The organism is Hymenobacter swuensis DY53 (assembly GCF_000576555.1).
GTDB classification, from domain to species: domain Bacteria; phylum Bacteroidota; class Bacteroidia; order Cytophagales; family Hymenobacteraceae; genus Hymenobacter; species Hymenobacter swuensis.
Genome location: NZ_CP007145.1, coordinates 1,395,726 through 1,421,548, shown reverse-complemented (window position 1 = coordinate 1,421,548; position 25,823 = coordinate 1,395,726). Strand labels below are relative to the sequence as shown.

At 60.9% G+C, this 25,823-nt stretch carries 27 protein-coding genes and 1 pseudogene; 14 read left to right on the top strand and 14 right to left on the bottom strand.

From position 1 onward, the window contains the following. Positions 1–47: 47 nt before the first annotated feature. The 8 genes from HSW_RS07590 to HSW_RS07560 form a co-directional block, all read right to left on the bottom strand. Entirely contained in the window at positions 48–1,193 is a 1,146-nt protein-coding gene (locus HSW_RS07590) for an efflux RND transporter periplasmic adaptor subunit (protein ID WP_044001448.1), read from the bottom strand. Positions 1,194–1,206: 13 nt separating this feature from the next. Continuing rightward, positions 1,207–1,830, bottom strand: coding sequence for a hypothetical protein (locus tag HSW_RS07585; protein ID WP_044001447.1), 624 nt, complete (start codon positions 1,828–1,830; stop codon positions 1,207–1,209). 12 nt (positions 1,831–1,842) lie between these two features. Then, positions 1,843–3,087 (bottom strand): TolC family protein, encoded by a 1,245-nt coding sequence (locus tag HSW_RS07580; protein WP_081768312.1) that lies wholly within the window; start codon positions 3,085–3,087, stop codon positions 1,843–1,845. A gap of 66 nt (positions 3,088–3,153) precedes the next feature. Then, positions 3,154–3,705, bottom strand: a complete 552-nt coding sequence (locus HSW_RS22640) for a heavy metal-binding domain-containing protein (RefSeq protein WP_052346224.1) — start codon at positions 3,703–3,705, stop codon at positions 3,154–3,156. Positions 3,706–3,787: 82 nt separating this feature from the next. Further along, positions 3,788–4,501 carry a DUF305 domain-containing protein gene (locus HSW_RS07570; RefSeq protein WP_052346223.1) on the bottom strand — a complete coding sequence of 238 codons (714 nt, stop codon included), beginning with the start codon at positions 4,499–4,501 and terminating at the stop codon, positions 3,788–3,790. A gap of 49 nt (positions 4,502–4,550) precedes the next feature. Continuing rightward, positions 4,551–5,498 carry a heavy metal-binding domain-containing protein gene (locus HSW_RS22635; protein WP_052346222.1) on the bottom strand — a complete coding sequence of 316 codons (948 nt, stop codon included), beginning with the start codon at positions 5,496–5,498 and terminating at the stop codon, positions 4,551–4,553. Between the two features lie 65 nt (positions 5,499–5,563). Further along, positions 5,564–5,758, bottom strand: a complete 195-nt coding sequence (locus HSW_RS24165) for a hypothetical protein (RefSeq protein WP_155832874.1) — start codon at positions 5,756–5,758, stop codon at positions 5,564–5,566. Between the two features lie 69 nt (positions 5,759–5,827). Further along, positions 5,828–6,310, bottom strand: coding sequence for a hypothetical protein (locus HSW_RS07560; protein ID WP_044001445.1), 483 nt, complete (start codon positions 6,308–6,310; stop codon positions 5,828–5,830). 378 nt (positions 6,311–6,688) lie between these two features. Between HSW_RS07560 and HSW_RS07555 the strand changes: the two genes are divergently transcribed. Continuing rightward, positions 6,689–8,962, top strand: a complete 2,274-nt coding sequence (locus HSW_RS07555) for a heavy metal translocating P-type ATPase (RefSeq protein WP_044001444.1) — start codon at positions 6,689–6,691, stop codon at positions 8,960–8,962. Between the two features lie 4 nt (positions 8,963–8,966). After that, a complete protein-coding gene (locus HSW_RS07550) occupies positions 8,967–9,344 on the top strand; it encodes a cupredoxin domain-containing protein (RefSeq protein WP_044001443.1) in 378 nt (125 codons plus the stop codon). A 137-nt stretch (positions 9,345–9,481) separates the two neighbouring features. On the opposite strand, the pseudogene HSW_RS23770 reads toward HSW_RS07550, so the two are convergent. Next, positions 9,482–9,907 (bottom strand): annotated as a pseudogene (locus HSW_RS23770) (transposase); the annotation flags it as partial. Then, positions 9,828–10,046, bottom strand: a complete 219-nt coding sequence (locus tag HSW_RS25170; protein WP_081768310.1) for a transposase — start codon at positions 10,044–10,046, stop codon at positions 9,828–9,830. The gene HSW_RS25170 and the pseudogene HSW_RS23770, both read right to left, overlap by 80 nt. Positions 10,047–10,673: 627 nt before the next feature. Between HSW_RS25170 and HSW_RS07540 the strand changes: the two genes are divergently transcribed. Continuing rightward, positions 10,674–11,165: a fasciclin domain-containing protein gene (locus HSW_RS07540; protein WP_052346795.1), complete on the top strand. Its 492-nt coding sequence runs from the start codon at positions 10,674–10,676 to the stop codon at positions 11,163–11,165. Positions 11,166–11,380: 215 nt separating this feature from the next. Beyond that, positions 11,381–13,711, top strand: coding sequence for an endonuclease (locus HSW_RS07535; RefSeq protein ID WP_044001442.1), 2,331 nt, complete (start codon positions 11,381–11,383; stop codon positions 13,709–13,711). A 175-nt stretch (positions 13,712–13,886) separates the two neighbouring features. Here the strand turns inward: HSW_RS07535 and HSW_RS07530 are convergent, their stop codons facing one another. Together HSW_RS07530 and HSW_RS07525 are read right to left on the bottom strand one after the other, a co-directional pair. After that, the gene (locus HSW_RS07530) at positions 13,887–14,774 is read right to left on the bottom strand and encodes a universal stress protein (protein WP_044001441.1); all 888 of its coding nucleotides are present in this window, start codon (positions 14,772–14,774) and stop codon (positions 13,887–13,889) included. Between the two features lie 98 nt (positions 14,775–14,872). Next, positions 14,873–15,169: a GNAT family N-acetyltransferase gene (locus HSW_RS07525; protein ID WP_044001440.1), complete on the bottom strand. Its 297-nt coding sequence runs from the start codon at positions 15,167–15,169 to the stop codon at positions 14,873–14,875. Positions 15,170–15,311: 142 nt separating this feature from the next. On the opposite strand from HSW_RS07525, the gene HSW_RS07520 reads away from it, so the two are divergent. The 6 genes from HSW_RS07520 to HSW_RS07495 all read left to right on the top strand — a co-directional run bounded on the left by HSW_RS07520 (position 15,312) and on the right by HSW_RS07495 (position 18,597). After that, on the top strand, positions 15,312–15,776 hold the full coding sequence (locus tag HSW_RS07520) for a hypothetical protein (RefSeq protein WP_044001439.1): 465 nt from the start codon (positions 15,312–15,314) through the stop codon (positions 15,774–15,776). Between the two features lie 46 nt (positions 15,777–15,822). Further along, entirely contained in the window at positions 15,823–16,095 is a 273-nt protein-coding gene (locus HSW_RS07515) for a hypothetical protein (RefSeq protein WP_044001438.1), read from the top strand. Between the two features lie 146 nt (positions 16,096–16,241). Continuing rightward, positions 16,242–16,592: an ArsR/SmtB family transcription factor gene (locus HSW_RS07510; protein ID WP_044001437.1), complete on the top strand. Its 351-nt coding sequence runs from the start codon at positions 16,242–16,244 to the stop codon at positions 16,590–16,592. Positions 16,593–16,625: 33 nt separating this feature from the next. Then, positions 16,626–17,177, top strand: coding sequence for an ArsI/CadI family heavy metal resistance metalloenzyme (locus HSW_RS07505; protein WP_052346220.1), 552 nt, complete (start codon positions 16,626–16,628; stop codon positions 17,175–17,177). Between the two features lie 30 nt (positions 17,178–17,207). Beyond that, positions 17,208–17,645: an arsenate reductase ArsC gene (locus tag HSW_RS07500; protein ID WP_044004275.1), complete on the top strand. Its 438-nt coding sequence runs from the start codon at positions 17,208–17,210 to the stop codon at positions 17,643–17,645. 130 nt (positions 17,646–17,775) lie between these two features. Continuing rightward, complete coding sequence (locus tag HSW_RS07495; RefSeq protein WP_044001436.1) at positions 17,776–18,597, top strand: universal stress protein; 822 nt, start codon at positions 17,776–17,778, stop codon at positions 18,595–18,597. Positions 18,598–18,701: 104 nt separating this feature from the next. On the opposite strand, the gene HSW_RS07490 is transcribed toward HSW_RS07495, so the two are convergent. Further along, positions 18,702–19,202 carry a GNAT family N-acetyltransferase gene (locus HSW_RS07490; RefSeq protein WP_044001435.1) on the bottom strand — a complete coding sequence of 167 codons (501 nt, stop codon included), beginning with the start codon at positions 19,200–19,202 and terminating at the stop codon, positions 18,702–18,704. A 106-nt stretch (positions 19,203–19,308) separates the two neighbouring features. Here HSW_RS07490 and HSW_RS07485 point away from each other — a divergent pair, with 106 nt between their 5' ends. After that, on the top strand, positions 19,309–20,466 hold the full coding sequence (locus HSW_RS07485; RefSeq protein WP_044001434.1) for a Gfo/Idh/MocA family protein: 1,158 nt from the start codon (positions 19,309–19,311) through the stop codon (positions 20,464–20,466). A gap of 164 nt (positions 20,467–20,630) precedes the next feature. Here HSW_RS07485 and HSW_RS07480 read toward each other — a convergent pair whose 3' ends face one another. Then, positions 20,631–22,751 (bottom strand): TonB-dependent receptor family protein, encoded by a 2,121-nt coding sequence (locus HSW_RS07480; protein WP_044001433.1) that lies wholly within the window; start codon positions 22,749–22,751, stop codon positions 20,631–20,633. 406 nt (positions 22,752–23,157) lie between these two features. On the opposite strand from HSW_RS07480, the gene HSW_RS24520 reads away from it, so the two are divergent. Genes HSW_RS24520 through HSW_RS07465 form a run of 3 tightly spaced genes read left to right on the top strand, consistent with a single transcriptional unit; the run spans position 23,158 to position 25,823 of the window. Then, positions 23,158–23,838 carry a hypothetical protein gene (locus HSW_RS24520; RefSeq protein WP_081768306.1) on the top strand — a complete coding sequence of 227 codons (681 nt, stop codon included), beginning with the start codon at positions 23,158–23,160 and terminating at the stop codon, positions 23,836–23,838. Positions 23,839–23,848: 10 nt separating this feature from the next. Continuing rightward, complete coding sequence (locus HSW_RS24150) at positions 23,849–24,538, top strand: hypothetical protein (protein WP_155832870.1); 690 nt, start codon at positions 23,849–23,851, stop codon at positions 24,536–24,538. Between the two features lie 58 nt (positions 24,539–24,596). Continuing rightward, positions 24,597–25,823 (top strand): PQQ-dependent sugar dehydrogenase, encoded by a 1,227-nt coding sequence (locus HSW_RS07465; protein ID WP_044001430.1) that lies wholly within the window; start codon positions 24,597–24,599, stop codon positions 25,821–25,823.

The following is a 25,823-nucleotide window of genomic DNA, read 5'->3' as shown; positions in this document are numbered from 1 at the left end:
GCTCTCGTTCAGAAAATGCCAACAGCTAACAGCCATCAGCTAATAGCTCACTGATTCAGGTAGATGGATTTGAGCTGGTAGGTGCCAGCCGTCACCACCCGGTCGTTTTCGTTGACCTGGCCCTGCACCAGCACGGTCTGCTGGCCATTGACGGCCCCCGGCTGCACGTAGCGAATCTTGAAGCGCTCGGGCTCGGTGTGCACAAACACCACCGGCTTGCCATTCAAATCCGTGATGGCTGAAGTGGGCACCACCAGCTGCGACTTGCCGCCGCCGGTCTGGCCCACCACCTGCACGTTCACGGCCTGGCCGGCGCGGTAGGCGCTGCCTTCGGGGGCCTTCAATTCCAGTACCAATTGCCGGGCCTGGTTCACGGAATTCACCACGTTGCTGAACACCACCAGCCGCGCCGGCACGCCCGCCTGCCCCTGCAAGCCTTCCACCCGGAACACGGCTCCAGGGGTAATCTTGGCCAAATCCTGGGCAAATACCTGGGCTTCCACACGCAGTTTGCCGGGGTTGATGACGCGGAACAACTCGTCGCCCTGATTGACCTGCTGGCCCACGGCCAGGTTGAATACATCCACCGTGCCGCTCACCGGCGAGGTGATGCTGACGCGCCGCTGACTGGCCTGGCCGTTCTGGATGCTGGCATTCTGGCGGGCCTGGCGCAGCCGCAACTCGGCGGCCACCACGTCTTTGCGGGCGGCGATGTCGGCAATGGTTTGCAGGCGGGCATAATCCTGCTGGGCGGCCCGCAGCTCGGCTTGGGCATTAGCCCGCTCCGTACTCAGGCCGATTTGCTGGGTGGCGTCGAGGGTTTGCTCAATCACGGCCAGCGTCTGGCCGGCCCGCACGGTTTTGCCCACCTGCGCGGCGAGGCTGACGATGCGCCCGGTCTGGGGTACTACCACGCGCCCTTCGCCCCCGGCCGCGGCCGATACCGTGCCGTAGAGCGTGGCCCGGCTGTAGGTAGTGGAATAGGCGGCCAGATTGGTGCGTACCTCGAACAGGAACTGGCTTTCTTTCGGCAGCAGCACCTCATCGGTCAGGGCCACGCCGGTGCTGGCCTTGGCTTCGCCGCCGTGGTCTTCGCCACCGTGCGCCTGCACCAGGCTGGGTGGGGGCAGCAACACCGTCAGGACCAGTCCAAACGCGGCTGTGGCAGCCAGAAATTTATGCGTGGTTTTCATCTCAAAAATGGTATTAGGGGAAAGGAGCCCGGCGGCGGACGGTCAACGCCTGTTCTGAAGTCTGCGGCACAGGCGCTGAGCGGCGGCGGCGCATGAGCAGGGCCGTCAGGCCGATGCCGAGCGCAAAGGCCCCGACTAGGGCCAGAATGGTTTTCCAGGACGAGAAAAGCGACGGAGCCGCAGCGGAGGGCGGGGCCGCCACGGGCAGCTTCTCCCCCACCTTGATGCCTTCGAGCAGCAGCAGGTCAGCTTTTTCGCCGGCTACGATGTTCACCGCAAAGCTGTACGGCTTGTCGACCGGAAACTCGCCCTCCACCAGATACATGCCCGGCTCCTGCTCGGTCACCGCCCATTTCAGGTTGGCGTCTTCCGGGTTGCTGAGCGTGAGCTTCGCGCCTTTGATGGGGGCATTGGTGGCGTAATCCGAGAGGAACAGGCGCAGGTCGGCGGGTTGGCCGCCTTCCAGCGGCTCGTAGCGCAGCAGCACCTCGAACTGCTCGGAAAGGGCCGCGACCGAAAACGAGGTAGCGCCCGCCGCCGTGCCCGTCTTTGCCCCGTCGCCGTGGTCTTCGCCGCCGTGGGCAGAGGCCGGGCTGGTCAGCAGCAGGCCCAGCAGCAAAATCAGGAGTTTTTTCATGCTAGTTGACGGTTATTCGCCCCGCAGGTAGTTCAGCTCGACCAAAGCTTGGCGGTAGTCGCGGATGGTGGTCAGGTAGGTATTCTGAATGGCAAAGGCTTGGTTCAGGCTCAGGATGAGCTGCAGGTAGCTGGCTTCACCAGCCCGGAACAGGCGCTGCGACTGGCTGATGATGGCCCGCGACTGCGGCAGGCCGGTTTGCTCGTAGTAGGCCAGCGAGGTCGAAAACTTGCGCGTATCGGCCAGGGCCTGCTCGTACTGGGTGCTGAGCTCCAGGCGCTGGGTTTGCAGCTGATAGCCGGCCGCCTGAGAGCGGGCCGTGGCCGCCTGCAGCTGCGAGCGGTAAGTCCAGAACCAGATGGGCAGCGACACGCCAAACTGAAAGCGGTACTTGACAGCGGAGTTTTCAAACGCCTGATTCTGATAGCCCACCGTCAGGGCCGGGGTGCGCCGGGCCCGCACCAAACTGATGCCCGACTGGCTCAGGGCCACGTTCTGGGTGGCGGCGGCCAGCGCGGGGCTGCGCACCAAGGCGGCACTGTCTTCGGCCGGCAGCCCGCTGAGGAGGGCCGTGCCGGTTTGGGCCAGCTCCGCCCCGGTGCGGCTCAGGTCGGTGCTGGTGGCCAGGGCTTCGGCGGGGCGGCCCAGCAGCAAACTCAGGCGGCGCTGGGCGGCTTGCCGGTCGGCGGTAGCCTGCTGCAAAAGCACGGTGACCTGCCGGGCTTCGGCATCGGTGCTGATGCGCTGCAACGAGGTGATTTCGCCGGCTGTGAACAGGCGCTCAGTGGCCAGACGCAGCACCCGAAACAGGCTGTCCTGGTAAGTGAGCTGGCGCACCTGGGCCTCGGCGAACTGTAGGTTCAGATAGGCCAAACGGGTATCGCGCAGCACCGAGGCGCGGCTTACGTCGCGGTTGCGCTCAGCCAGCGTGATGCCGGCCTCGGCCGCTTGCCGCTGCCGCCGGTACACATTGGGCAAGTCGATGGTTTGCACCACGCCGGGAGCCCACATCTCGCCCGTGGGGGCCGAAAAAAGGAAATCCGGGTTGGCTGGCGCAAAGGAGCCCCGCTTGAGGGCGCGCTGCTCCTCAATCTCGCGGTCAGACTGCTGCAGCCGGGGGTGCCGGCGCAAGGTCTGGGCTTCGGCGCTGTCCAAGCTGATAACGGTTTGCGCCCACGCGCCTCCCAGGCCCGGCCCGAGCAGTAGCCCGGCCAGCAACAGCCTAAAGAACCCGCTTTTCATTGTCAAAGACTTCATACAATCAGGTTAAAACCAGCCGGTGAGTTGCCCGCTCTTGCAGCAAGCGGCCCGGACGGAGCCCGCCTACGACTTTTTCACGAGGGCCATGCCGCACTTGGGGCAGCTGCCGGGCTTGCCGCTGGCACTGCCTTCGCAGTTCATCGGGCAGGCGTACGCGGCGGAAACGGCCTTGCTTGCTTTTGCAGCCGCGTCAAGCTTCTCAAACCGGGCGCTGAGCGAGCTGCCATTGGCCTTGAGGCTCACGATGGCCGTGCGCAGCGTGGTGCCGGCGGGCATGGCCGCCAGCAGGTGGTCACCGGTCGGGGTCAGCTTCACACTGGTGGTTTTGCCGGTCGTGCTCAGCAGCATAGCCGTGCCGGTAGCGCCGGCCACCGGTAGCGCCTTCTCGTTGCCATCGAGCAGGTAAACGTGCAGCTGGCCGGCCTGCTGCACCAGCTCCAAATGGTACTTGCCCGCCGTGCGAACGATGCCGCCGTGGGGCGATTGGTGGGCGTGGGTTTCGCCGGCCGCCTGGTGGCCGTGGGCGGCAGTGCCGGGCTTGTGACTGTGCTGGGCCGCAGCGGATAGCGGCGCGGCCAGCAACAGGGCGGCGGCGAGAACGTGGAGAATCTTCATGGGAAACGGATATGATTGGGGTGGGTGATGCTGGGGACAGGCCACGGCCCGCAACCGGCGGCGCGGCCTGCCTCCCGACGGATTACATCTTGTCGGCGTTTTGCTGGTGCCAGGCCTTGAATTCGGCAATTTCCTTTTCCTGGGCGGTAATCATCTGCTGCGCCATCTCCTTGAGCTTGGTGTCTTTGCCGTGCGCCAGCTCGGCTTTGGCCATGTCCACGGCGCTTTGGTGATGCACCGTCATCAGCATGTTGAAGTTCATATCCGGGTCGGCCACGGTCTTGGGCATATGTTGCATCATCCCGTCCATTGAGGCCTTCATCTGGCTGGTGAATGGGTCCGCCGGGTCGTTGGGCTTGTAGTTGGTCGGGGCATTATCCAGGCGGGTGGCGGCGGCTTCCAGCGCGGTGATTTCCTGGAGCTGGTTGGCTTTGATTTGCTCGGCCATCCGGCGCATGGTGGCGTCCTTGCCGTCGCGCAGCTCGATGTCGGCCATTGCTACCGCGCCCTTATGATGCTCTAGCATGTGGTGGGCGAAGTCGTGGTCGGTGTTGCCCTTGGGCTTGTCGGCGTGCATCTTGGTCATCATCTCGTTCATGGCCACCAGTTGCGGCGAGCTGCCGGCCGCCGCCGCGCCATCGTGGCCCATCGCCGAGTGGTCCATGCCGGCCATGTCGCCGGAAGTGGTGGTTTCAGTGGTCGTGGCCGTCGAATCGGCGGCTTTGTCGCTGTTGCAGCTGGCCACCAGCAGGGAGCCCGAGCAGAAGGCGGCGAAGAAAAAAGCGGATTTTTTCATGGGTTTAGCGGAGGGTAGTGGGAAATGAAATGGGGGAATCCGGAAAAGGCTAGGCCTTCACGTTGATGGTGAAGTCGCTGGTGTGAATGGTGCCCGCGTGGTTGAACTGCAGGAACACGCGGTACAGGCCGGGCTTCTCGAAGTTGGTGTTGAAGCCGATGTTGGGGCCTTTGTCGGCTTGGTCGTTGGGGTGCACGTGCAGGTAGTTCTGCGTATCCTCGCTGATGACCACCACGTGGCCCAACGCGCCGAGGTAGTTGGCCAAGTCCGTCACCGGCTGCCCACCTTTGCTGATGTTGATTTTCATGCCCAGCAGCTGGCCCACTTTCAGGTCTTTATCGAAGGAAAGCGTGGCCTGGTAGCCGTCCTGCCCCCACTGCATATCGTCGTTTTTGAACTTGACGGGCGCGTAGGCCGGGCCTTTTACCGTGAGGGGCTGGCGGCCCAGCTGGTGGCCCGATCCGGTAGGCGTGTAGTCCTGAAACAGTACGTACTCGCCGCCCTTGGGAAACGTGTACTGCACCTTGTAGTCGCCGGCGGCGGTGTACTCGGGGTGCTCGTGGTAGAACTGGCCCAGGTCTTTGCTAACGATGATGAGGTGAATCTTCTTCTCGTGCACCACGGCCAGCGGCACGGGCGCGGCCTCGTTGCCAGTTTCGTGGGGCGTGAAAGCCAGCGTGACGGGCTGCCCGGCCGTCACCTGCGTGGGTGTGGGCACGAGCTTCATTTCGTAGGTTTTGCCATTGGAAACGGCGTCGTTGTGCTCCAGCTTCATGCCGCACTTGGGGCACTTTTCGCCGTCCTTGGTGCTGGTTACTTCGGGGTGCATAGGGCAGGCGTAGGTGTGGCCGCCGCCGTGGTCGGCGGTGCCTTCGGCCGGGCCGTTGGTGGGCGTCGTGACGGTGTTGGTGGCGCTGCTTGATTCCGATTCGGGCGAGCAGCTGGTGGTAGTAAGCAGGCCGGCCAGGGCCAGCAGAGAAAGCGGTATGCGGTACATAAGAGGGAAATGGGGTTGAATAGATGGGGGGCTACATCGGGTAGCCCGGCTGCTGCTGCCGGCGGCTAGGCCTGCCACTGCTGCCAGAGCACGAAGCCCAGCACGGCGGCCACCACGGCGTAGAGCAGCAGGGAAAGCGGGTGACAAACCGGCTCCTTTGGGGGTGGAGCGCCTGCTTCCTGGCAACAACGCTGAATTATTGGGCGGGGTAAAACCGAGAAGATGAGGGAGATAAGCGCCGCGATGCGCCGGGCAGACACGCCAACACAAAGGCCCGCCCCGGACATAGCGGAGCTATGCCAGGGCGAGCCTTGGGTGCGTCAAATCAATCAGACCGTCAGGGACTGAATAAAGATTCGGATGTCGGGTATTTTGGGGGGCAGGTGCTCGCGGAGCACCAGAACGACCGAGTGCGTGCGGTCCCACGCGCCGGCGGATGGCCGGAAAAAGAACTCGTTGCTGGCCGGCAGCAAGGCCGGGGCGGGCGAGAGCAGCTGCTTTTCGCCGGGCGTCGTGAGCGACTTGAGAATGGCCGCCGAGTTGTCTTTGCAGCAGTCGTGCTTGCCCGCCGGATGGGAGCCGGCTTTGCCGTGGCAGGATTTCGCCGGCTTCTGCTGGGCCAATGCTTTGCCGTGGCCGTGGCAACCCGAGTGCGTGGGCTTCTGCGCAGCAGCGGCTTGGGCTACCGGCGCGGGCACGGCCAGCGCCGGATTTATCGTCGCGCACCAGCACTGCCCCACGAACACGTTGACGAAGACGAGCAGGAAGCTCGTCGCCAGCAAACGGCGGAAAGGGAACAGGCTACGGAACATGACTGGCGCTTAGCAACTGCAAAACTATACTTCTGCGCGAAAAGTGCAGGTCTGCTGCTTACTGCCATTCCAGCGCCAGAGTTTTGCTACTGCTTACTGAGGCCGCCAGTTCGTTGGCAAAAAGCTGTTTTGCGTTACCCTGTGAGGATTTCCGCAAGTGCCGTAAGCCGCCGCCGCGCCACCAGTTGGCGAAATTATGCAAGTGCGCGGCCGGATTCTATAAACTCGATCTGCCGTGCTCAAGTGCAAATTATGCATGTTTCCGGATGGATTCCGTACCAACTACGGATCCGGAGCGCCATTCCTTTGCAGGGTGTTTATGGGTGCCGGCCAGCGGTTTCAGTTGGTCGGCTCTATTACCCCATCTACTGACTCACTATGGAACAGACCACCAAAACCGAAACCCTCGACATCGAAGGCATGACCTGCGCCTCCTGCGCGTCCTTCGTCGAAAAGTCCCTGACCCGCACGCCGGGCGTACAGCGGGCCGTGGTCAACTTCGCCACCGAAAAGGCCACCATCGACTACCTGCCCACGCAGGCCAGCCCAGCCACGCTGAAAGAGGCTGTCGTGCAGGCCGGCTACGGCGTGAGTGAGCGCGCCCCCGATATCAGCGCCGCCGACCGGCAGGCCGAAATCGACCAGCAGAAAGCGCTGGCCTACGTCAGACTCAAGCGCCGCTTCTGGGTGGCCACGGCGCTGGCCGTGCTCATCATGCCGCTGAGCATGCTCATGCTCTGGCCCGCGATGATGGCCCGCATCAACATGCAGACACTGAACTACAGTCTGCTCGCGCTGACTTTGCCGGTGCTGCTCTACAGCGGGCACGAGTTCTACACCTCGGCCTGGAACAGCTTTAAGCACCGGGCTGCCAACATGGACACCCTAATTGCCGTGGGCACCGGGGCCGCCTTCCTCTACAGCCTCGCCGCAACGGTGGTGCCGGGCTGGTTTATGCGCTGGGGCATCCTGCCCGAAGTGTATTACGACACCACGGCCACCATCATTGCCCTGATTCTGCTGGGCAAGGTGCTGGAGCTGCGGGCCAAAACGCAGACGTCGGCGGCCATCAAGGCCCTGATGGGGTTGCAAGCCAAAACGGCCCGGGTGGTGCGCCCCGGCGGCCAGGAAGTGGACGTGCCCATCGAGCAAGTGAAGCTTGGTGATGTGGTGGTCGTGCGGCCGGGCGAAAAAGTAGCCACCGACGGCCTCATCACGGAGGGTAGCTCCGCCGTGAACGAGGCCATGCTCACCGGCGAAAGCCTGCCGGTGGAGAAGAAAGCCGGCGACCCAGTGTTCGGTGCCACGCTCAACAAAACCGGCTCTTTCCGCTTCCGGGTGACCAAGGTGGGGGCCGACACCATGCTCTCGCAGATTGTGAAGCTGGTGGAAGACGCCCAGGGTAGCCGCGCCCCCATCCAGCGTTTGGCCGATAAAGTCAGCGCTATTTTTGTGCCCACCGTGGTAGTCATTGCCATCCTGACGTTCGTGCTCTGGTTTGACTTGGCCCCGGTGGAAAGCCGGTTGCCACTGGCGCTGGTCAATTTCGTGGCCGTGCTCATCATTGCCTGCCCCTGCGCGTTGGGCCTGGCCACGCCCACGGCCATCATGGTCAGCACCGGCAAAGGGGCCGAGCACGGCGTACTGATTCGTAACGCCGAGGCATTGGAGAAAGCCCACCAGGTGAATACCGTGTTGCTCGACAAGACCGGTACCATCACCCGCGGCGAGCCCACCGTGACGGACTTCGTGCCGGCAGCCGGCCAGGATGCGAGCCTGCTCCTGCAAGTAGTAGCCGCCGTGGAGCGGCAGAGTGAGCACCCATTGGCCGAAGCCGTGGTGCGCTACGCCGACTCCCGGCAAACGGTAGTGGTACCGGCCAGCGGTTTTCAGGCCGTGGAAGGAAAAGGCGCGCAGGCTGAGGTAAACAGCCAGCCCGTGCTCATCGGCAACTTGCGCCTGCTCGAAGAAGCCGGCATCTCCCTGCCCCCGGCCGTGCGCCAACAGGCCGACGATCTGCTAGCCCAGACCAAAACGGTGCTCTACGTGGCCGTGGCCGGCCAGGCAGCCGGGGTAATTGGCGTGGCCGATACTGTGCGCGAAACCTCGGCCGCCGCCATCAAGCGGCTGCAGGGTATGGGCATTGAAGTAGTGATGATGACCGGCGACAACCCCCAGACCGCCGCGCAGGTGGCCGGCCAGGTGGGCATCACGCGCTACTTTGCCGAGGTATTGCCCGGCGATAAGGCCAGCAAGGTGACGGAGCTGCAGGCCGAAGGCCGCACGGTGGCCATGGTCGGCGACGGCATCAACGATGCGCCCGCGCTGGCCCAGGCCGATATTGGCCTAGCAATGGGCGGCGGCACCGACGTAGCGATGGAAGCAGCGGGTATCACCCTGATGCGCTCCGACCTGCAGGGCGTGGTAACGGCCATCGACCTCTCGCGCCAGACTATCCGCACCATCAAGCAAAACCTGTTTTTCGCCTTTATCTACAACACGCTGGGCATTCCCATTGCGGCCGGACTGCTGTATCCCTTCTTCGGTATCCTGCTCTCGCCCATGCTGGCGGCGGGCGCCATGGCCCTGAGCTCAGTATCGGTGCTCACCAACTCGCTGCGGCTGCGCAGCTTCTCCCCCATTAAGAAATAACGTGATGGACACCACCGAAATCATCGTGACGCTGGCAGGCCTGGCGCTGTCCGGCTTCGTTATCTGGTACTTCTTCTTCTCGGCCCGTCAGACGGCGGCGGCCGTTTCCACGTCAAACGGCGTGCAGCAGGTGGACATCACCGTGAAAGGCGGCTACTCACCCGACGTGATTGAGGTAGAGCGCGGCAAGCCCGTGCAGCTGAGCTTCTACCGCGACGAAGAGAACTCCTGCTCCGAGGAGTTGCTGATGCCCGACTTCAGTATCCGCCGCGACCTGCCGGCCTTCAAAACCACTTTGGTGGAGTTGCTGCCCCAGCAGGCGGGCACATTCACATTTACCTGCGGTATGGGGATGCTGCGGGGCAGCCTCGTGGTAAAGTAAGCCCGCCCGGTGAGCCCTGAACTCCCCGTCGGCTTTACATTGCCCACCCCGTATGCACCGGCTGCTGATTAAGAAGCTATTTAAGTTAGCTTGGTGAGTCGTCGGATGTTGGCCACATAGAGCCAGGTGTTGGCGTGTTAGGTTTTTAGTTCGTAGTCTTTGGCTAAGCGGCGGTTGGTGCCGGCCCAGGCAATGCTGCGTTCCACCACCCAGCGCTTAGTGTGGATAAAAAAGAGGCCTTTGTCGGCCACCACGCCCATCGGTACCTGTGCCTGCAGGACTCGGCACGCCAGGTGCTGACGGAAGAGGCGGCCGAAGCCGCCGTCCACGAACACAATCTGCAGCCCGTCTAGTAACTCGCTGCCCAGCGCCAGCGCGTCCCAGAAGCGGGCTGCGGTGGCCCCGTCATGGCAGTGGGCCGCTACTACGCAGCAGGTGAGCAGGTTGCCCAGCGTGTCCACCAGAAAGAATCGCTTGCGGTCCTTAACGCGTTTGCCCGCGCCGTAACCCACACAACGGGTGCTGGTGGCCGTGTTCTTCACGCTTTGACTGTCGAGGATGGCTGCCGTGGGCTGGGCATTTTTTTACCTGCTCGCAGGCTTCTATCGTCCAACAATCACTGACCCGTTGCCAGGTGCCATCGGCGGTCCATTCGCTGAAATAGTAGTACACCGTGGGCCAAGGGGGAAAGTCGGCCGGCATGTCGCGCTACACACAACCGTTTTTGAGCACGTAGAAGATGTCATTCACCACGGCCCGCAACGGCCACTCGCTCGTGCGCTGTACCACTAATAAGGGAACTAGTTTCGTCCACTGACGCTCCGTCAAGCCTGAATTATACCGCTTTTGCTGCCTGAAGCAAAGTTGAATCCATCTAATTAACACTAAAATAGTCTTTAAGAACGTCCTATGGTTAAGCAGCCGCTCAAACGCAGGACGCTCTTAGCTAATTACGCCACACACGTAACGCATTAATCTCCAGCGCAATTGCTCACACAAGTACCCCACCACAAGCAGCTATATATATCCTTTCTGTTGAGGTTAGCGTAGAAGGCGGGCACTCTCTCATTAGTGTACCCACCCTAACCCTTCGCTGTAATGAATAAGCACTTGCTCTCTACCCTGGCCCTAGCCCTCACGCTCACTACCGGCTCGGCCGTAGCCCAGGGTAAAATGAAAACCAAATCGGACGACGAAAAGGCCAAGACGAAAGAGGATGGCATGACCACCAAAACGAAGATGGCCGATGACGGGAAGTCCAAAATCAAGGGCAAATCGAAGGATGGAGCCAAGATTAAGGCAACCACCAAGCCCCGCGAAGGAGCTGATATGAAGGATATGACCATGACAACCGGTGCAGGCGTTATGGTAGGCGGCGCAATGATGACCCCCGATAAGGACATTGTAGACAATGCTGTCAATTCCACCGACCACACCACGCTGGTAGCCGCCGTGAAAGCGGCCGGTTTGGTAGAAACGCTGAAAAGCGCGGGGCCCTTCACGGTATTTGCTCCTACCAACGCTGCTTTTGAAAAACTCCCCGCGGGTACTGTTACCACCCTGGTAATGCCCGAGAACAAGCAGAAACTCACCACCATCCTCACCTATCACGTAGTGCCCGGCCGTCTGCTGGCTGCTGATCTGAAAGATGGTCAGACCCTGACCACGGTGGAAGGCGAAACCCTGACGGTACACCGTAACGGCAACATGGTGATGATTCATGACGCCAAAGGCGGTATGGCTAACGTAACCACGGCTGACGCAGTATCGAAAAATGGCGTAACGCACGTTATCGACACGGTGCTGATGCCGACCAAATAAGCTTTCCGGTATTGCACCGCTGCCTACAGGGCCAGCCTCCTCAGGAGGCTGGCTTTTTTTTGGTGTATGGCCTAGCCCCGATACAACTCTCGGCAGTTGAGCCTGTCTGTTATGGTTCAATTACGAATCGGAACCAGCAGTTGCCTGAGTACCTGCGAATACTAAAAGATTACCGACATTTAAGCCTGTTTTTTCCTTTACACACCTTTTTGTTGATGAAACACTTCTTCGCCTGGATGCTGGGGGCGACACTGAGCCTGGGTTCGGTGGCCACTCTGGCGCAAACACAGCCGCCGGCTCCGGCCACCAGCCTGCAGGGGCAGGCTTTGAAAGACTGGCTGCGGCAGAATTGGTACGATGGTAAGCGCGTAGTGCTGAGCTACAACGAGGCGCGCGGTAAGATGTATAACTACATCGACAACCAGAGTGGCCGCGTGGTGTGCGTATACTCCGGTTATACCGAAACGGTGCGGCTGGACTCCTCGAGCACCAGCACCGGGGTGGTCAACCGCATCAACTGTGAGCATACGGTGCCGCAGTCGTGGTTTAATGAAGCAGTGCGGATGCGTTCCGATATTCACCACCTGTTCCCCACCTACGATACCTGGAACTCGGACCGGGGCTCCGACCCGTTTGCGGAAATTCCGGATGCCCAGACGATGAAGTGGGTGCGCAATACGCAAAGCCAGACCACCATTCCAACCAGCAACATCGACGAATACAGCGAGGATACTAACTCGCAGTTTGAGCCGCGCGAAGACCACAAAGGCAACCTGGCCCGCGCTATTTTCTACTTCTACACCATGCACCAGGGTCAGGCTTTCGACTCGGGCAAGGAGGTAATTACGGCCGCCGCCGACCTGAACACGTTGTACCAGTGGCACTTGGCCGACCCGGTGGATGCCCGGGAACGGGAACGTAACCGCCGGGCGGCCAAGAGCCAAGGCAATTTCAACCCCTACATCACCTACCCTGACCTCGTGGCCCGCGCCTGGGGCTTCCAGGTGTTGCCTACCTTCTCCTTCTCGGCCGCTACCGGCTCCATTCCGGAGGGCAACACGGGCACCAGCACGTACACTGCTACCGTCTCGGTTACCCCGGCTCCTACTACTGCCCTCACGGTGCAGGTTGCCTTCGACGCTGCTAACTCCACGGCCACCCTTGACCAGGATTTCACGTTTGTGTCGCCTCAGACCCTAACCTTCGCGGCGGGTCAGACCTCGCAGACTGTTACCGTAACAGTAAACGGTGACACCACCCCAGAAGCCGATGAAACGGTGGCCCTTAATCTGATCAATCCATCATCCGGCGCGGCTGTAGGTGGTCCGGCCACCCAGGTTCTTACTATCGTGCATGATGATGCCAACCCGGCACTGCTGCAATTCTTCACGAGCGTAAGCAGCGGAACAGAGGGCAACACCGGCGTTACCAACTGGACCATTCCTATCACGCTGAGCGGCGGGGCGGGCACCGTGACGTACCCCATTACGGTACCCGTGACCATAGAAGCAGCCGCTACCACCGCTACCAATGGCACCGATTACAGCCTGCCCGTTGGGAGCGTGACGTTCCAGAACGCAGCAGTCACTACAATGTCTTTTTCCTTGGTAGTTAATGGCGACCTAGTACCGGAACCCAACGAAACAATACGGCTGCGGCTGGGCACGCCCTCGGACCCGAACGTAGTATTCGGCCCGAACCGGACGCACACGTTCACTATCCTCAACGATGACCAAGCACCGGCCGGCTCGCCCTGCACCGACCTGTTTTTCTCGGAATACGTGGAAGGCTCGGCCAGCAACACCAAGGTGATTGAAATTTACAACCCTTCCCCGGCTCCCATCAACTTGGCGGGCATCGAGGTGCGGCTATTTGCCAATGGCAGCACCAGCCCTACTACTACCCAGGCCCTCACCGGCACCATTGCTCCCGGCGACGTGTACGTTGTTGCTAACACAGGCGTAGCCTCTGCGGCAGTAGCCGCCCAAACGGACCTGCAATCCAACGTAGGTTTCTTTAATGGCGATGATGCCTTGCTGCTGCTGGACGGCACCGATACGCTGGACGTTATCGGGGTAATTGGCCAGCAGCCGGCCGGTGGCTGGCAGTTGCCCGGCGGCGGCAGCACTACCAATGCCACATTGGTGCGTAAAACGACCATAAATGCCGGCCAGAAACGCTGGAGCGCCGCTGCTGCCGAATGGCAGTTCGTGGGGACAGATGTGTTTACCGGCGTGGGCAGCCACACCAGCGGCTGCATTACTACCGGCATCGTTAAATCGGTGCCGCTGAATGTCGGCATTGAGGTATACCCGAACCCCGCAACCGGCAACGTGCAGGTGCGCCTGCCGGAACTGCGTGGCCGTCACGAGGCAACCATCAGTTTCTACAATGCCCTGGGCCAGGAAGTACTGCGCCGCACGCAACTGGTTACCGCCGCCGAAGCCACTCCAGTTAGTGTGCAAGCGCTAGCCAATGGCCTGTACACAGTGCGCGTAACCCTCGATGGTGTACGGTATAGCAGCCGGGTAGCAGTACAGCACTAGTACTGCGCTGAACAACGAAGCAAATAAGTCAACAGCCTGGCTCCTTTTGATAAGGAGCCAGGCTGTTTGTTTTTGACCTACTCCCAAACGAGCCGGCCCGCATTGCAGTGCAGGCCGGCTCTCACATGCAAAATGACACTCTCACAAGCAATAAACTATAATGTAATGTCGTAACTCAGGCCTCTGGGATAGTAAGCACCGGAATGCGGCTGTGCGCGAGTAATCCGGCAGTAACGCTTTGCAAAAACTGCCGGCCGGCAAACATCCGCTGCCGCGTTACAAACGTCAGCAAATCCGCCCGATGCCGGTCGGCGGCGTGACGAATGCCTTCTTCCACGCACGGGTGCCTGGCCGAAGTAACCGTGTGAGCAACGCCTTCCAGCAGCCCCATCTGCCGGATGCGGGAGGCTACATCCTCCATTGCCGGCGAGGACTCGGAAGTATACACATGCAGCCCTATGACCGAGGGAATGATGCGGGTCAGCAACTCGTCCACGTCGCTGGACAGGTGGGTGAGCGTGAGAGGCTCGGGAGAAGTTGTAAGCTGGGCTAACAGGCCAGTAATGGTTTCGGCGGCCTGGGGCAGCCGGACCGCTCGGCGGTCCGTGTCCAGCACAATCCGGCTTGGAATCCTGCCGGCTCGGTAGGTATTCGGTACAACCAGCAACGGCTGGGCCAGGGTTTTAATGAGGTGTAGGGCCGTGCTGGTTCCCGCGTGGCGCATCGCCTTTACAGGGTTACCGTTGCCTACTACCACTACGTTTCCGGACCCTGTTCCGATCAAAGCGGTTAACTTTTGCGTGGGTTTCTCCGTGATAAGAGCCGCTGAGCAGGGTAGATGCTGCTGCACTCTCTTCACCAACTCCTGTAGCAGATACTGGGCTTCAGCAACGGGGCGGGCTTCGCGCAAGCCCCCGAAATACGGCGCATCAAAGCCGGCGGCTTCGGGCAATACGTGCCACAGCCGCACTTGGCCCCCCACATGTCGTCCCAACACTACGGCGTAATGCAGAGCGTTGGTAGCCGCCGCTGAAAAGTCCGTTAGCACGTGGAAAGTGAACATAGGCTGATAGGCCGAAAACCAGCTGGATTGTCTGTTCAGGAAAGGTACCTCTTTACGGAACGCTTTAAATTAAGATCCTGTTAAAAATAGCTTAGCTGCTACTTTTGCCCGGTGGCATCGTCCAGTAATGGCTGGTATTGTAAGTGCTTTTGCACAAAATCCTGCATAAAGGCGCAACTGGTGCGCACTTTGAGCTTTTGCTGGCGGGCGTATGCCAGCCCGGCTTTGGCCAGTTCTTCGCCCATGCCTTTACCGCGTAACAACTCGTCCACAAACGTGTGCGTAAAATCAATAATACCGGCGGCAGGCAGACTGTACGCCAGCTCAGCGGTATAGCCGTCCTGTTCGATGGTAAACTCTTGGTCCTTGGAATGGTGCGTAACCTGTGCAGACATAGCGGGTGGTGAAAAGATGGAGAGAATCAGCCGGCGGAATGCCTTGGGCACCGCCATTTATCGGGAGTTTACGTATGAGCCAGGGAAGCGGCTACCATACCGCCTCTCTCCCGTACTCTTCCCTCCTACTTTCTTTACCATCATGCAAACCACTCCCGAAAATTCCTCCTTTACGCCTGATAACGCTACCCCCAACCAAGCTGCCAGCACTCCGCAGTACGGCGAGTTTGGCAAACCTACCACCGCCGAAACCCGCCAGAAGACCGAAAACGAGCAGAGTGTAACGGAAGGTGGCCAGGTAGCGCCTACGGTAGCGTTTCCGGAGCAGCGCGGCAGTACCCCGCAGAACCTTGATCCGGCCATCGTACGGAAGGTAGAAGATTCGGAATACACAGAGCAGCGCGAAGGATGGGCCGCAGATGACCCGCGTTACGGTGGTGGCACCCGCAACTGGCCCACCAACGAGCCCGCCAACCACACCACAGAGCCGGCGCCCGAAGACGGTGAACACCCCAAGAACCCGAATGTGGGCACCAACGATAACCCCGACGAGTTCAGCGCGCTGCGTCCCGATGAAGGCCGTGGTATTCCCGGCTCGGGCAAATAAGGCCGGTTTTCAGCCCACTCATACGTCTACTTTCTGACCCCACTTTATGGCAACCGATAAAAACCAGGACCCCGCTGCTGCTCTCGAGCCCAACTCGGGCGCGAACCTGAGCGAAGAACAGCGCAAACACCGCGAAGAACTGTACAGCTACAAGCGCGACGAGGAAGGCACGTTGGATACTTCTGCCCGCTTGGAGGACGAAACCACCGGCATCCCGACCGATAGCGCCACCACCGGCCCTGACCCCGATAACTCCAGCATGACCGATGAGTTGATGAACCCGGGTTTTAACAATCCTATTGACGACAACAACCGGTAGCATTCCACACTACGGTAGCTTTCTGAAGCCCTTCTGCTGCGTGCAGAAGGGCTTTTTTTCTTATACGCTCAATTTTATCCGCATAATTATTGCACAATTCGAGCACAAATAACGTATGTTTACGACATACTTTAAATCTTTACCTGATGACCTACGCCAAGCTGAGCGAATTCACTGCCGAACAACAACAGCTGGCCCGGATGGCCAAGGCCCTGGCGCACCCGGCGCGAGTGGCCATTATTCAGTTGCTGGCCAGCAAAACCACTTGCATTTCCGGAGATATTGCGGCGGAGCTACCGTTGTCGCGCACCACGGTTTCCCAGCATTTGCAGGAACTGAAGGCACTGGACCTCATCCGGGGCGACATTGATGGGCTGACGGTATGCTACTGCTTGAACACGGAGTTGTGGCAGCAGGTACAACAACAGTTTGCCGCATTTTTCGCCCAAGCCACTACCTCGGCCGCTGGCGCCCCGGCAGCAGCATGCGGCTGCTAACCGTTCCTTTTCCATTCTTATGTTCTTTTTGCCATGAGCATTTTCCCCCGCATGCATGTGTCGCTGTACGTCGCAGACCTAGCAGCAACCGTCAATTTCTACACGGCTTTTTTTGGGCAGCCGGCCACTAAAATCAAGCCCGGCTACGCTAAATACGTGCTGGATGCGCCTTCTCTCATCATTTCCTTCGTGCAGAACCCGGAGCGGGTACACAGCAATTTCGGGCATCTGGGCTTTCAGGTAGAAACCCTGCCGGAGCTGGAGCAGCGGCTGGCCACCGCCCGGCAGGCGGGTTTGGTGCAGCGGGAGGAAATGGGCACCAGCTGCTGCTACGCCAAGCAGGACAAGTTCTGGGTGAACGACCCGGATGGCACGGAATGGGAGGTATATTATTTCCACGAAGATGCCGAGTTCAACGACCCGCGCTACCAGCAGGAGTATGATGCCGCTGCCGATACTGGCCAGTGCTGCATTGCCCCGGCCGCTACCGCCGCAGTACCGGTTATGGCTCCTATGGCTTTCACGCTGGTTGATACAGGTACCTCCACCGGAGCCGCTTGTACTCCGGGCGGTACCTGCTGCTAAAACATCCTGCTTCTACTTATGAAAGCTGAAATGAAGATCCTGGTTTTGTGTACCGGCAACTCCTGCCGCAGCCAGATGTTGCATGGCTACCTGCAACAGCTTATACCAGCCGCGCAGGTGTACTCGGCGGGGGTAGAAACGCATGGTCTGAACCCGCGCGCGGTACAGGTAATGGCCGAAGATGGCGTGGATATCAGCCGCCATACGTCTAACTTGGCTACCGAATACGCAGCCGTCCCGTTCGATTACGTGCTGACTGTGTGCGACCATGCCCGCGAAACCTGCCCCGTGCTGCCAGGCGCGGCTACGGCCCGGCGGCTGCACCATAGTTTCCCGGACCCCGCCCAGGCTACGGGTTCAGAGGCCGATATTCTGGAAGCTTTTCGTGCTACCCGCAACCAGATACGCGCGTACGCGACGGATTTCAGTCGGACGTACCGGCCACAGCCGGGCCACACAGCAGCGTAGGCCGGTGCAGGCGGCCGGCAGAGCCGGTAGGCAATGTGGATTTTAAGGATGGAGTGCAGCGTACAGCTGCTTTTTCCCGTATACTTCCGGTAGTATTCTTCCCGCTCCCATTCCAAACCAGCCCCGTGCTATGGCCGCTCCGTTCCTTGTCCTGACCGATTTCACCCCTGCCGCCGACCACGCGCTACGCTACGCGGCGGCGTTGGCAGCTTCGGTGTACACCTCCCTGATAGTGCTGCACATCCGGCGCGAAACCCTGCTTGATCCTGACGCCTTCAATGGCAGCATCCGTCATCTGAGCGAAGGAGAAGTAGCTGCCTCGTTGCAGGAACGCACGCAGCCGCTGGGCGTTCCCGTCACGGTAGAGTCGGCGGTAGAAGGGGTGGAAGCAGCCGTGGCCGATGCCGTGCGCCGTCATTCTCCCAGCCTCGTCGTGCTGGGCAAGCCCGATACCGAAACCACGCCCGATGAACTGGTTAGCAGCACCTCGCTAAAGCTGCTGCGCGCTACCCGTACGCCGCTACTGGTGGTGCCTGTGGGTACGCAGGCTGCTGTACCGCCCCTGGCCGTTACGGTAGCCGCCGATAACAGCTCCATCAGCCTGAAAACTCAATCGGAAGGTATCCGGGAGATACTGGCCCACGTAAAGCCACGCCTGACGGTAGTACACGTAGCCGAGCCGGAGAATAGCGACGCCTGCACAGCCGCTCTCGATGCCGTGCAGGCCAGCGGCCTGGTTACCGGCATCCAGACCCGCATTCATACGCATGGGGTGCGCCACCGCCGCATTCCGGAAGGCATTCTGCAGGCCGCCACTGAAACCCATGCCGACTTACTGGTGCTGGTTGCCCGTCGCCGCAGCTTTCTGGGCCAGCTGTTCAACCGCAGCGTCACGTCCCAGGTTATTCTGCATGGCCACCTGCCCATGCTCCTGCTTCCCGCGCTGGATTAAGTAATTTAGTAAAATGGTGATTTAGTGAGTTTGACGTTCTATCGGCGCAACTAGCACAAACAGAACATCAAACTCATTATTTTACCGCCTCACTATTTCCCCCTTTACCCTACCACCGTACTACGGCGTTCCAGCAGGCATACGTCACGCCACTGGCCGTGGAGCTGGCCCAGCTTTTCGCGGACGCCTACAAGGCGGAAACCGGCCTTCTCATGCAGGTGCAGGCTGGGCACATTTTCGCGTATAATGCCGGCCTGCAGCGTCCAGATTCCGTGTTGCTCCGACTGCCGCACTAGTTCCCGCAGTAGCAGTAGGCCTACGCCCTGGCCCCGGTGTGCCGCTCCTACGTACACGCTTACTTCGGCCACGCCGCTGTACACGCACCGCCCCGATACCGGCGTGAGGGCCGCCCAACCCGCTGTTTCGCCCTCCGCTGTTTGTGCTACCAAGCGGCTATGGGGCAAATGAGCTGTGTCCCAACTTTCCCAGGTAGGAATTTCGGTAGCAAGGGTGGCCTGACCGGTGGCAATGCCTTCGGCGTAGATGGCCGCTACGGCTGGGTAGTGAGCGGCCGTGAGCGGAATAAGCAGGAGCGTTTCGGTCATAGCAACGGGCACGGTAGTGAACCGGCGAAGGTAGAAGAATTGGGCATTAGGTAACAGCGTAGCGGTTTTGGCCGTTCAGCAGAATTCATGTTACGCTACGCTTCAAATGGAACCGACTTCTTCTCCTGACTCGCGGCGGCGGTTTTTGCGCCAAGCCGGCCTGAGTGCCGCGCTGGCCGCCGTAGCCGGACCGGCCGTTGCCCTTCCCTTCACCGAAACCACTTCCCCCATGCAATACGACGACCAGAAAAAGCTGGGCTTCGCCATCGTTGGCCTCGGCAAATTTGCTCAGGAGCAGATGATGCCGGCTTTCAAAGACTGTAAGCACGCCCGCATCACAGCCCTCGTGAGCGGCTCGCCCGATAAAGCCAAAAAGCTGGCCGCCGAATACGGGGTGGAGGCCAAGAGTATTTACAGCTACGATAATTTCGATTCCATCAAGGATAATCCGGCGGTGGACGTGGTGTACATTGTGCTGCCGGTGGGATTGCACGCCGAGTACACGGTGCGCGCCGCCAAGGCCGGCAAGCATGTGCTCACCGAGAAGCCAATGGCTAACACGCCTGAGGACTGCCAGAAGATGATTGACGCCTGCAAAAAGGCTAACGTGAAGCTGATGGTAGCCTACCGCGCCCAGTACGAGCCCTTCAACCTCGATGCCATTGCCCGCATCCGCAAAGGTGAGTTGGGCAAGGTGATGCAGATTACCGCCGACCACGGCCGCATCGTGGACCCCACCGGTGACAAAGCCGATACCTGGCGGATACAGAAGAAGCTGGCCGGCGGTGGCTCTCTGATGGATCTGGGCATCTACTCGCTCAACGCCACCCGCTACCTTACCGGCGAGGAGCCCGTGGAAGTAACCGCTTTGGAAATGAGCGACAAAGCTGACCCACGCTTTAAAGAGGTAGAGGACCGGATTCATTTTACGTTGCGCTTCCCGAGCGGTATTCTGGCCACCTGCACCAGTTCCTACAGCACTGAAGGCGTGAAGCGGTACCGCGTGTTCGGCGACAAAGCCTGGCTCGACCTCGACCCCGCTACCGATTACTATAAGCACAACATGACCATCGGTGATAAGGATGGAGAGCGTAAAATCAGCCTCAAGGAAGGCAACCAGTTCGCCGCTGAGCTGGATCACATGGCCGAGTGCGTACTGCAGAACAAGACGCCTAAAACCCCCGGAGAAGAAGGCCTGAAGGACATTCGCCTGATCATGGCCATCTACGAAGCCGCCCGCACCGGCAAAAAGGTAAAGGTGTAAGTTGAAGTCAAAAGTGTAAAGTAGAAAGGCAAAGTACAGCCCTGAAATGCAAAAGCCCCTGACGTCCGTACTGACGTCAGGGGCTTTTGAGTAGGTAAAAATCAGGAGCTTCGCGAAGGACAGATTGCTTCGCTCCGCTCGCAATGACAGGTGGGCTTTGACTTTTACCTTTTCCCTTTTCCGTGCCGCAGGCTTACGCCGGCGTACCAGTTGCGGGCCGGGGCCGGCTGAAAGTAGCGCCCCCCGAAGGCGTTCAGGTCGTTGCCCAGGGAATAGCGGCGGTCCGTAAGGTTTTCGGCCCCGCCGAAAAGGTCCAGGGTGAAGCCGCCGAAGCTGCGGCGCCAGCCGCCGCGCGTGCCGAAGGTCCAGTAGCCGGGGGCGGCTTCAGTGTTGGCGTCGTTCACGAAAATGCGGGCCTGGTGGTTGACGGTGGGGCTCAGGTAAAAGCCCAGCGGAGCCACCAAGTCGAGGCCAGCGGTGAGAGTGTGGGGGGCGGTGCCGGTGAGGCGGTTGCCGCTGAAGTCCTGCCCGCCGCTTTCGTAGCTCCCGAAGCGGTAGTGGTTGTAGGCGTAACTCACGAAAGCGCGAAGGCCCGTGGGCATCACGTCACTACCGGCAGCTTGCGCGGCGCTACCAACTGACTCCGGCTGCCACACATAACCGTTCAGGGCCACCTCCACCCCGCGCTGACGGGTGTTGCCGGCGTTAGCGAAAAGCTGAGTGCCCAGGTCGGTGGTGCGGGTGGTGATGGTCTGACGCTGGCGCTGGTCGTAGAGGGCCACGTCGTAGCGCAGGCGCTGCCGGAGCAGTATGCCGCGCGCGCCCACTTCGTAGCTGGTGCCGCGTTCGGCCTGCAAGGCGCGGTTGATGGAGCCGTCGGAAGGGCGAATTTCTTCTTCGGTGGGTGGGGAGAAGCCGGTGCTTACACTGCCGTACACCGCCAGGGTCGGGCCAAACTCGCGCAGCAGCGCCATCCTCGGCGACACCTCGGGGCGGAAGTTCCGCTCCAGCGCGTAGCCGGTGGGGTTGGCAGCGGCATCCGACAGCCGGCTGATGCGGTAGCGGAGACGGTTGTAGCTGGCTCCGGCCGTGAGCAGCAGCCCGGCCGGCAGCTCGTAATCGGCCTGGGCGAAAGCAAAGCCGGTGAGGGTCCGGATTTCATCGTCGTAGCGCAACGCGCCGGGCTGGCCGGCGCGGTTCTGGTAGTTGCGGGAGCTTTCGAAGCCGGTCTGGGCCTCGGCTCCCGCTTGCAGGCGCAGGATGCGGCCGGCCAGGGCGGTGCGGTAGCTGGCCACCGTGCGCCCGCCCCCGCCCAGCAGCGTGTTGCGTTCGAAGTCGATCAGGTAGGGCGTGTTGATGCGGCTGCCGCTCAGGTAGAGCGTGGTGCGCAGGCTCAGCCGGTCGGTGAAGCGGGCCTCGTAAGTAGACCCGAGCAGGGCGGTACGGGAGGCGTAGTAGGTACGCTGCTGCACGGTTCCGGGCGCGGTGGCCGTGCCAGGGCGGGCCTGGCGCGGGTCGGTGAGGAACTGGGCGCGGGTGAGGCCGCCGGGCAACTGGTAGTTGATATCCGAGTACAGCGCGTGCAGGCCTACGGTCTGCTTTTCGGTGAGCTGCCATTCGCCGTCGAGGGCCAGCACGTCGCGACGCAGGGCGCTTTGCTGGCGGTAGCCGTCGAGGCTCTGGCGGGCGTAGGTGGCACGCAGGTAGCCGGTAGCGGAGCCGGTTTCCACACTCGCCACGTAGCGCCGCAGCCCGAAGCTGCCCGCCGTGAACCCCACCTGAGCGGCGCTGGTACCGGGGGCAGGCCGTCGGCCGCTCAGCAGCACGGCCCCGCCGGTGCCGGCCCCGTACACGCTGGCGGCGGGGCCCTTTACTACTTCCAGCCCGCCTAGCAGCGCGGGGTCGAGCAGGTTGAGGGGCGTGCTGCCGCTGGCTTCGGTAAACGGGATGCCCTGGTAATACACCTTGGTGTTGCGCACCCCGAACGGGGAGCGGAGCGTGCTGCCCCGCACGCTGAGGCGGTAGCTGCCGCTGGCCCGCTCCTCCAGCCGCACGCCGGGCAGCGTGTTCACGGCCTGGGTGAGGGCATTCTGCGGAAACCGCTCGAAGTCGCGGGCCGCGAGGGTGCTGACGGCGGCGGCGGTGCGGCGCAACGGCAGCTGCTGGCCGTAGCCCGTTACGGTGGCTTCGGGCAGGGCCACGGCGCGGGTGGTATCGGGCGGGGCGGTTTGGGCAAGCAGCGGGGCGGGCAGCAGCAGCAACGGCACGGCGTAGCGGTAGGGCATTCTGGTAGTAGAGCTGAGAAGGCAGAGGTGAGAACCGAGACGCGGTGAGGCGCTGGTCTGGGCTTGCTAACCCTCAATCGGCCCGCAGGGTTGGCGGATGGGTGCTTTTCGGCTGAAATAGCCTGGTTCGGCGCAACGCGCGGCAACGCAGCGAAGAGTTGTGACGAGGAAGCGGAGACTTGAGGCGGGGCAGCGGATAATCGTGGCGACACAGCGGAGAGTTGCGGCGAGGCAGCGGACGACTGTGGCGACACAGCGGAGACTTGGGGCGACACAGCGGACTGTTGCGGCGACACAGCGCAGACTTGCGACGAGGCAGCGCAGACTTGCGACGAGGCAGCGGAGACTTGCGGCGGAGCAGCGGCAGATTCTGTATATTTTCCCCCTCGCCTACTTGCTTACCGCTATGCCCGTTGCCCTCTACCTCCCTCGCCGCCACCGTCGCCATTTGCTGTTTCCGCCGGGTTTGCTGGCGTTGGCGGGGCTGCTGTGGCTGGGGTGCGTGGCGGTGCCGAGAATGGTGAGGCCAACTCAATATGTGAAGGAAGTAGCCTTTTTTTCCCTTTATGCGCCTGCCTTTCCATTTGGTGGATTCCCCACGCCTCAAGAGGTGGAGGACTTCGGCCCTTGGAAAAGCATTATTCTATCGGGTAATCCGTGGACCGAATACTTTGATATGAAAATCGTTGAAAGCGCCAGTCTTTCGCTGGTGGAAGAACAAACAGAGCACCGGGCGCTGCACGTATATTTTAACGAATCTACTTCCTACGCCACATGTATTCAGTTGTGGGACATATGCAGCCGATTAGGCATTAAGCGGTACTGGATAGACTGGCGCAAGCTGCCTTTCAGCTTCAACTTGCTGGGCAACATTCCGCACCCAGATTATCCCACAATGGTATGTGGCACACCAGATCAATACCTAATCCCAACAAAACCCTATATCGAGGTAATAGAAGAATGGATTACCGAGAGCTGGGCGGCGGCATTTTCCCCCGTTTGGCGCAACACCACGCTCCTGCTGCTGCTTATCACTGCCCTGTCCGCCTGGAATCTGACGCGCCTGCGGGCTGCTTACCGTTACTAACCTTACCGCTATGCCCGCTGCCCTCTACCTCCCCCGCCGCCACCGTCGCCATTTGTTGTTTCCGCCGGGCCTGCTGGCGCTGGCGGGGCTGCTGTGGCTGGGGTGCGCGGTGGTGCCGAGGAATGAGCCGAAAACTTATGCTTTATGGTCGCCTGCCTCTGATACCCAAACTACCACTCCTATTTACAACACGACACAGTACAACACGAGTTCCTCTTATGATCGGGGCGTCTACCAGTTACAGCAAAACCCTACTCGCATTATTTTACCAAGTACAGGTGGGTGGATGAACTACTTTGTTTCCCGAGAGCTGGACTTTGTTTTGCCCAACAATTCTTACTCCGACATAACTGAACTGAGAGGCGTCGAGGTACTTTTTCCAGCTCTGAATAAAAAGGAGTTGGATGACATGGTGCTACTGCTTCAACGCCGTCCGAATATTATCTTCTCGGTGGCAACCCGCCAGCGGCCAGTCTCACTACGGATATATAATGAGCCAATCCTTGACGGCATTGAATGTGTGGGCATGAACATTATAACTGCGCCAGACCTTCCCCAGCCCACGATGCTACAACAGGCCGTTCAAAACATCACTTTACTTTCCCAGCCAGGCTGGCGCAACACCTGGCTCCTGCTGCTGCTCCTTACCGCCCTATCCGCCTGGAAACTGCGGCGGCAGTGGCGGGCGGCGGCAAGCTGAATCGTAACCCCGGGCGGAAAAACGCAGTTAAGCCGAGCGCAACCTATTCACCTGCGCGATGCTTCCGAAACTGACGATACCCCTGGCCGCCGCTCTGCTGGCGGGCTTCACGGCCCCGGCCCAGAACGTGCCCCCGGCCGCCACCCCGTTCCAGATGACGGGCAACATTTACCTGCCCAACAAGCTGCCGGCCACGCCCGAGCGGGTAGCCAGTCTGCAAGTGCCCGCCGGCTTCACCATCAGCAAATACGCCGAGGGCCTCGACATGCCCCGCATGCTGGCCGTGGCCCCCAACGGCGACACCTACGTGAGCAACCGCGTGAAAGGCACCGTTACGCTGCTGCGCGACGCCAATAAGGACGGCAAAGTGGAAACCACGCAGCAGGTGGCCCAGAAGCCCCATTTGCACGGCCTGGCCCTCAAAGATGGGAAACTCTACATAGCCGCCATCCGGGAAGTGTACGTGGCCGACGTGAAGGCCGACGGCACCCTGGGCGAGTTGAAAACTTTGTACAAAGACCTGCCCGACGCCGGCCAGCACGCCAACCGCACCCTGCAATTCGGGCCCGATGGGCTGCTTTACCTCTCGGTGGGCAGCACCTGCAACGCCTGCGACGAGGACAATCCCGAAAGCGCCACCTTGCTCCAGTTGAAGCCCGATGGCTCGGGCCGGCGCGTGTACGCCCAGGGCCTGCGCAACACCATCGGCTTCGACTGGCACCCGGTTACCAAGCAGCTCTACGGCCTCGACCACGGCATCGATTGGCTCGGCGACGAGGACCAGATGGAGGAGTTCAACCAGATCAAGGACGGCGGCCACTATGGCTGGCCATCCATCATCGCCGACGGCAAGCACTACCCCGCCAACAAGCCCAAATCGGGGGAAACCTACGAGCAGTTTGACGCCCGCACGGTGCGGCCGTTGCTCACGTACAAAGCCCACTCCGCGCCTCTAGGCATGGTGTTCTACCGGGGGCAGCAGTTTCCGCAGGCGTTTCGGCAGGATGCTTTCGTGACGATGCACGGCTCCTGGAACCGCGCCCAGCCCTCGGGCTACAAAATCGTGCGGGTGCACTTCAACGAGCAGGGCCAGCCCCAGCAGTTCGAGGACTTCATCACGGGCTGGCTGGTGGAAAACGACAAGTCGGAATTCGGCCGCCCCTGCAGCATCATTGAGGCCCCCGATGGCTCCCTGCTGGTTTCCGACGACGACAACGGCGTGATTTACCGCGTGGCCTACGGCACGCCGGGCAAGGAAGGCAAGAAGGCGAAGAAGCGCGGGTAA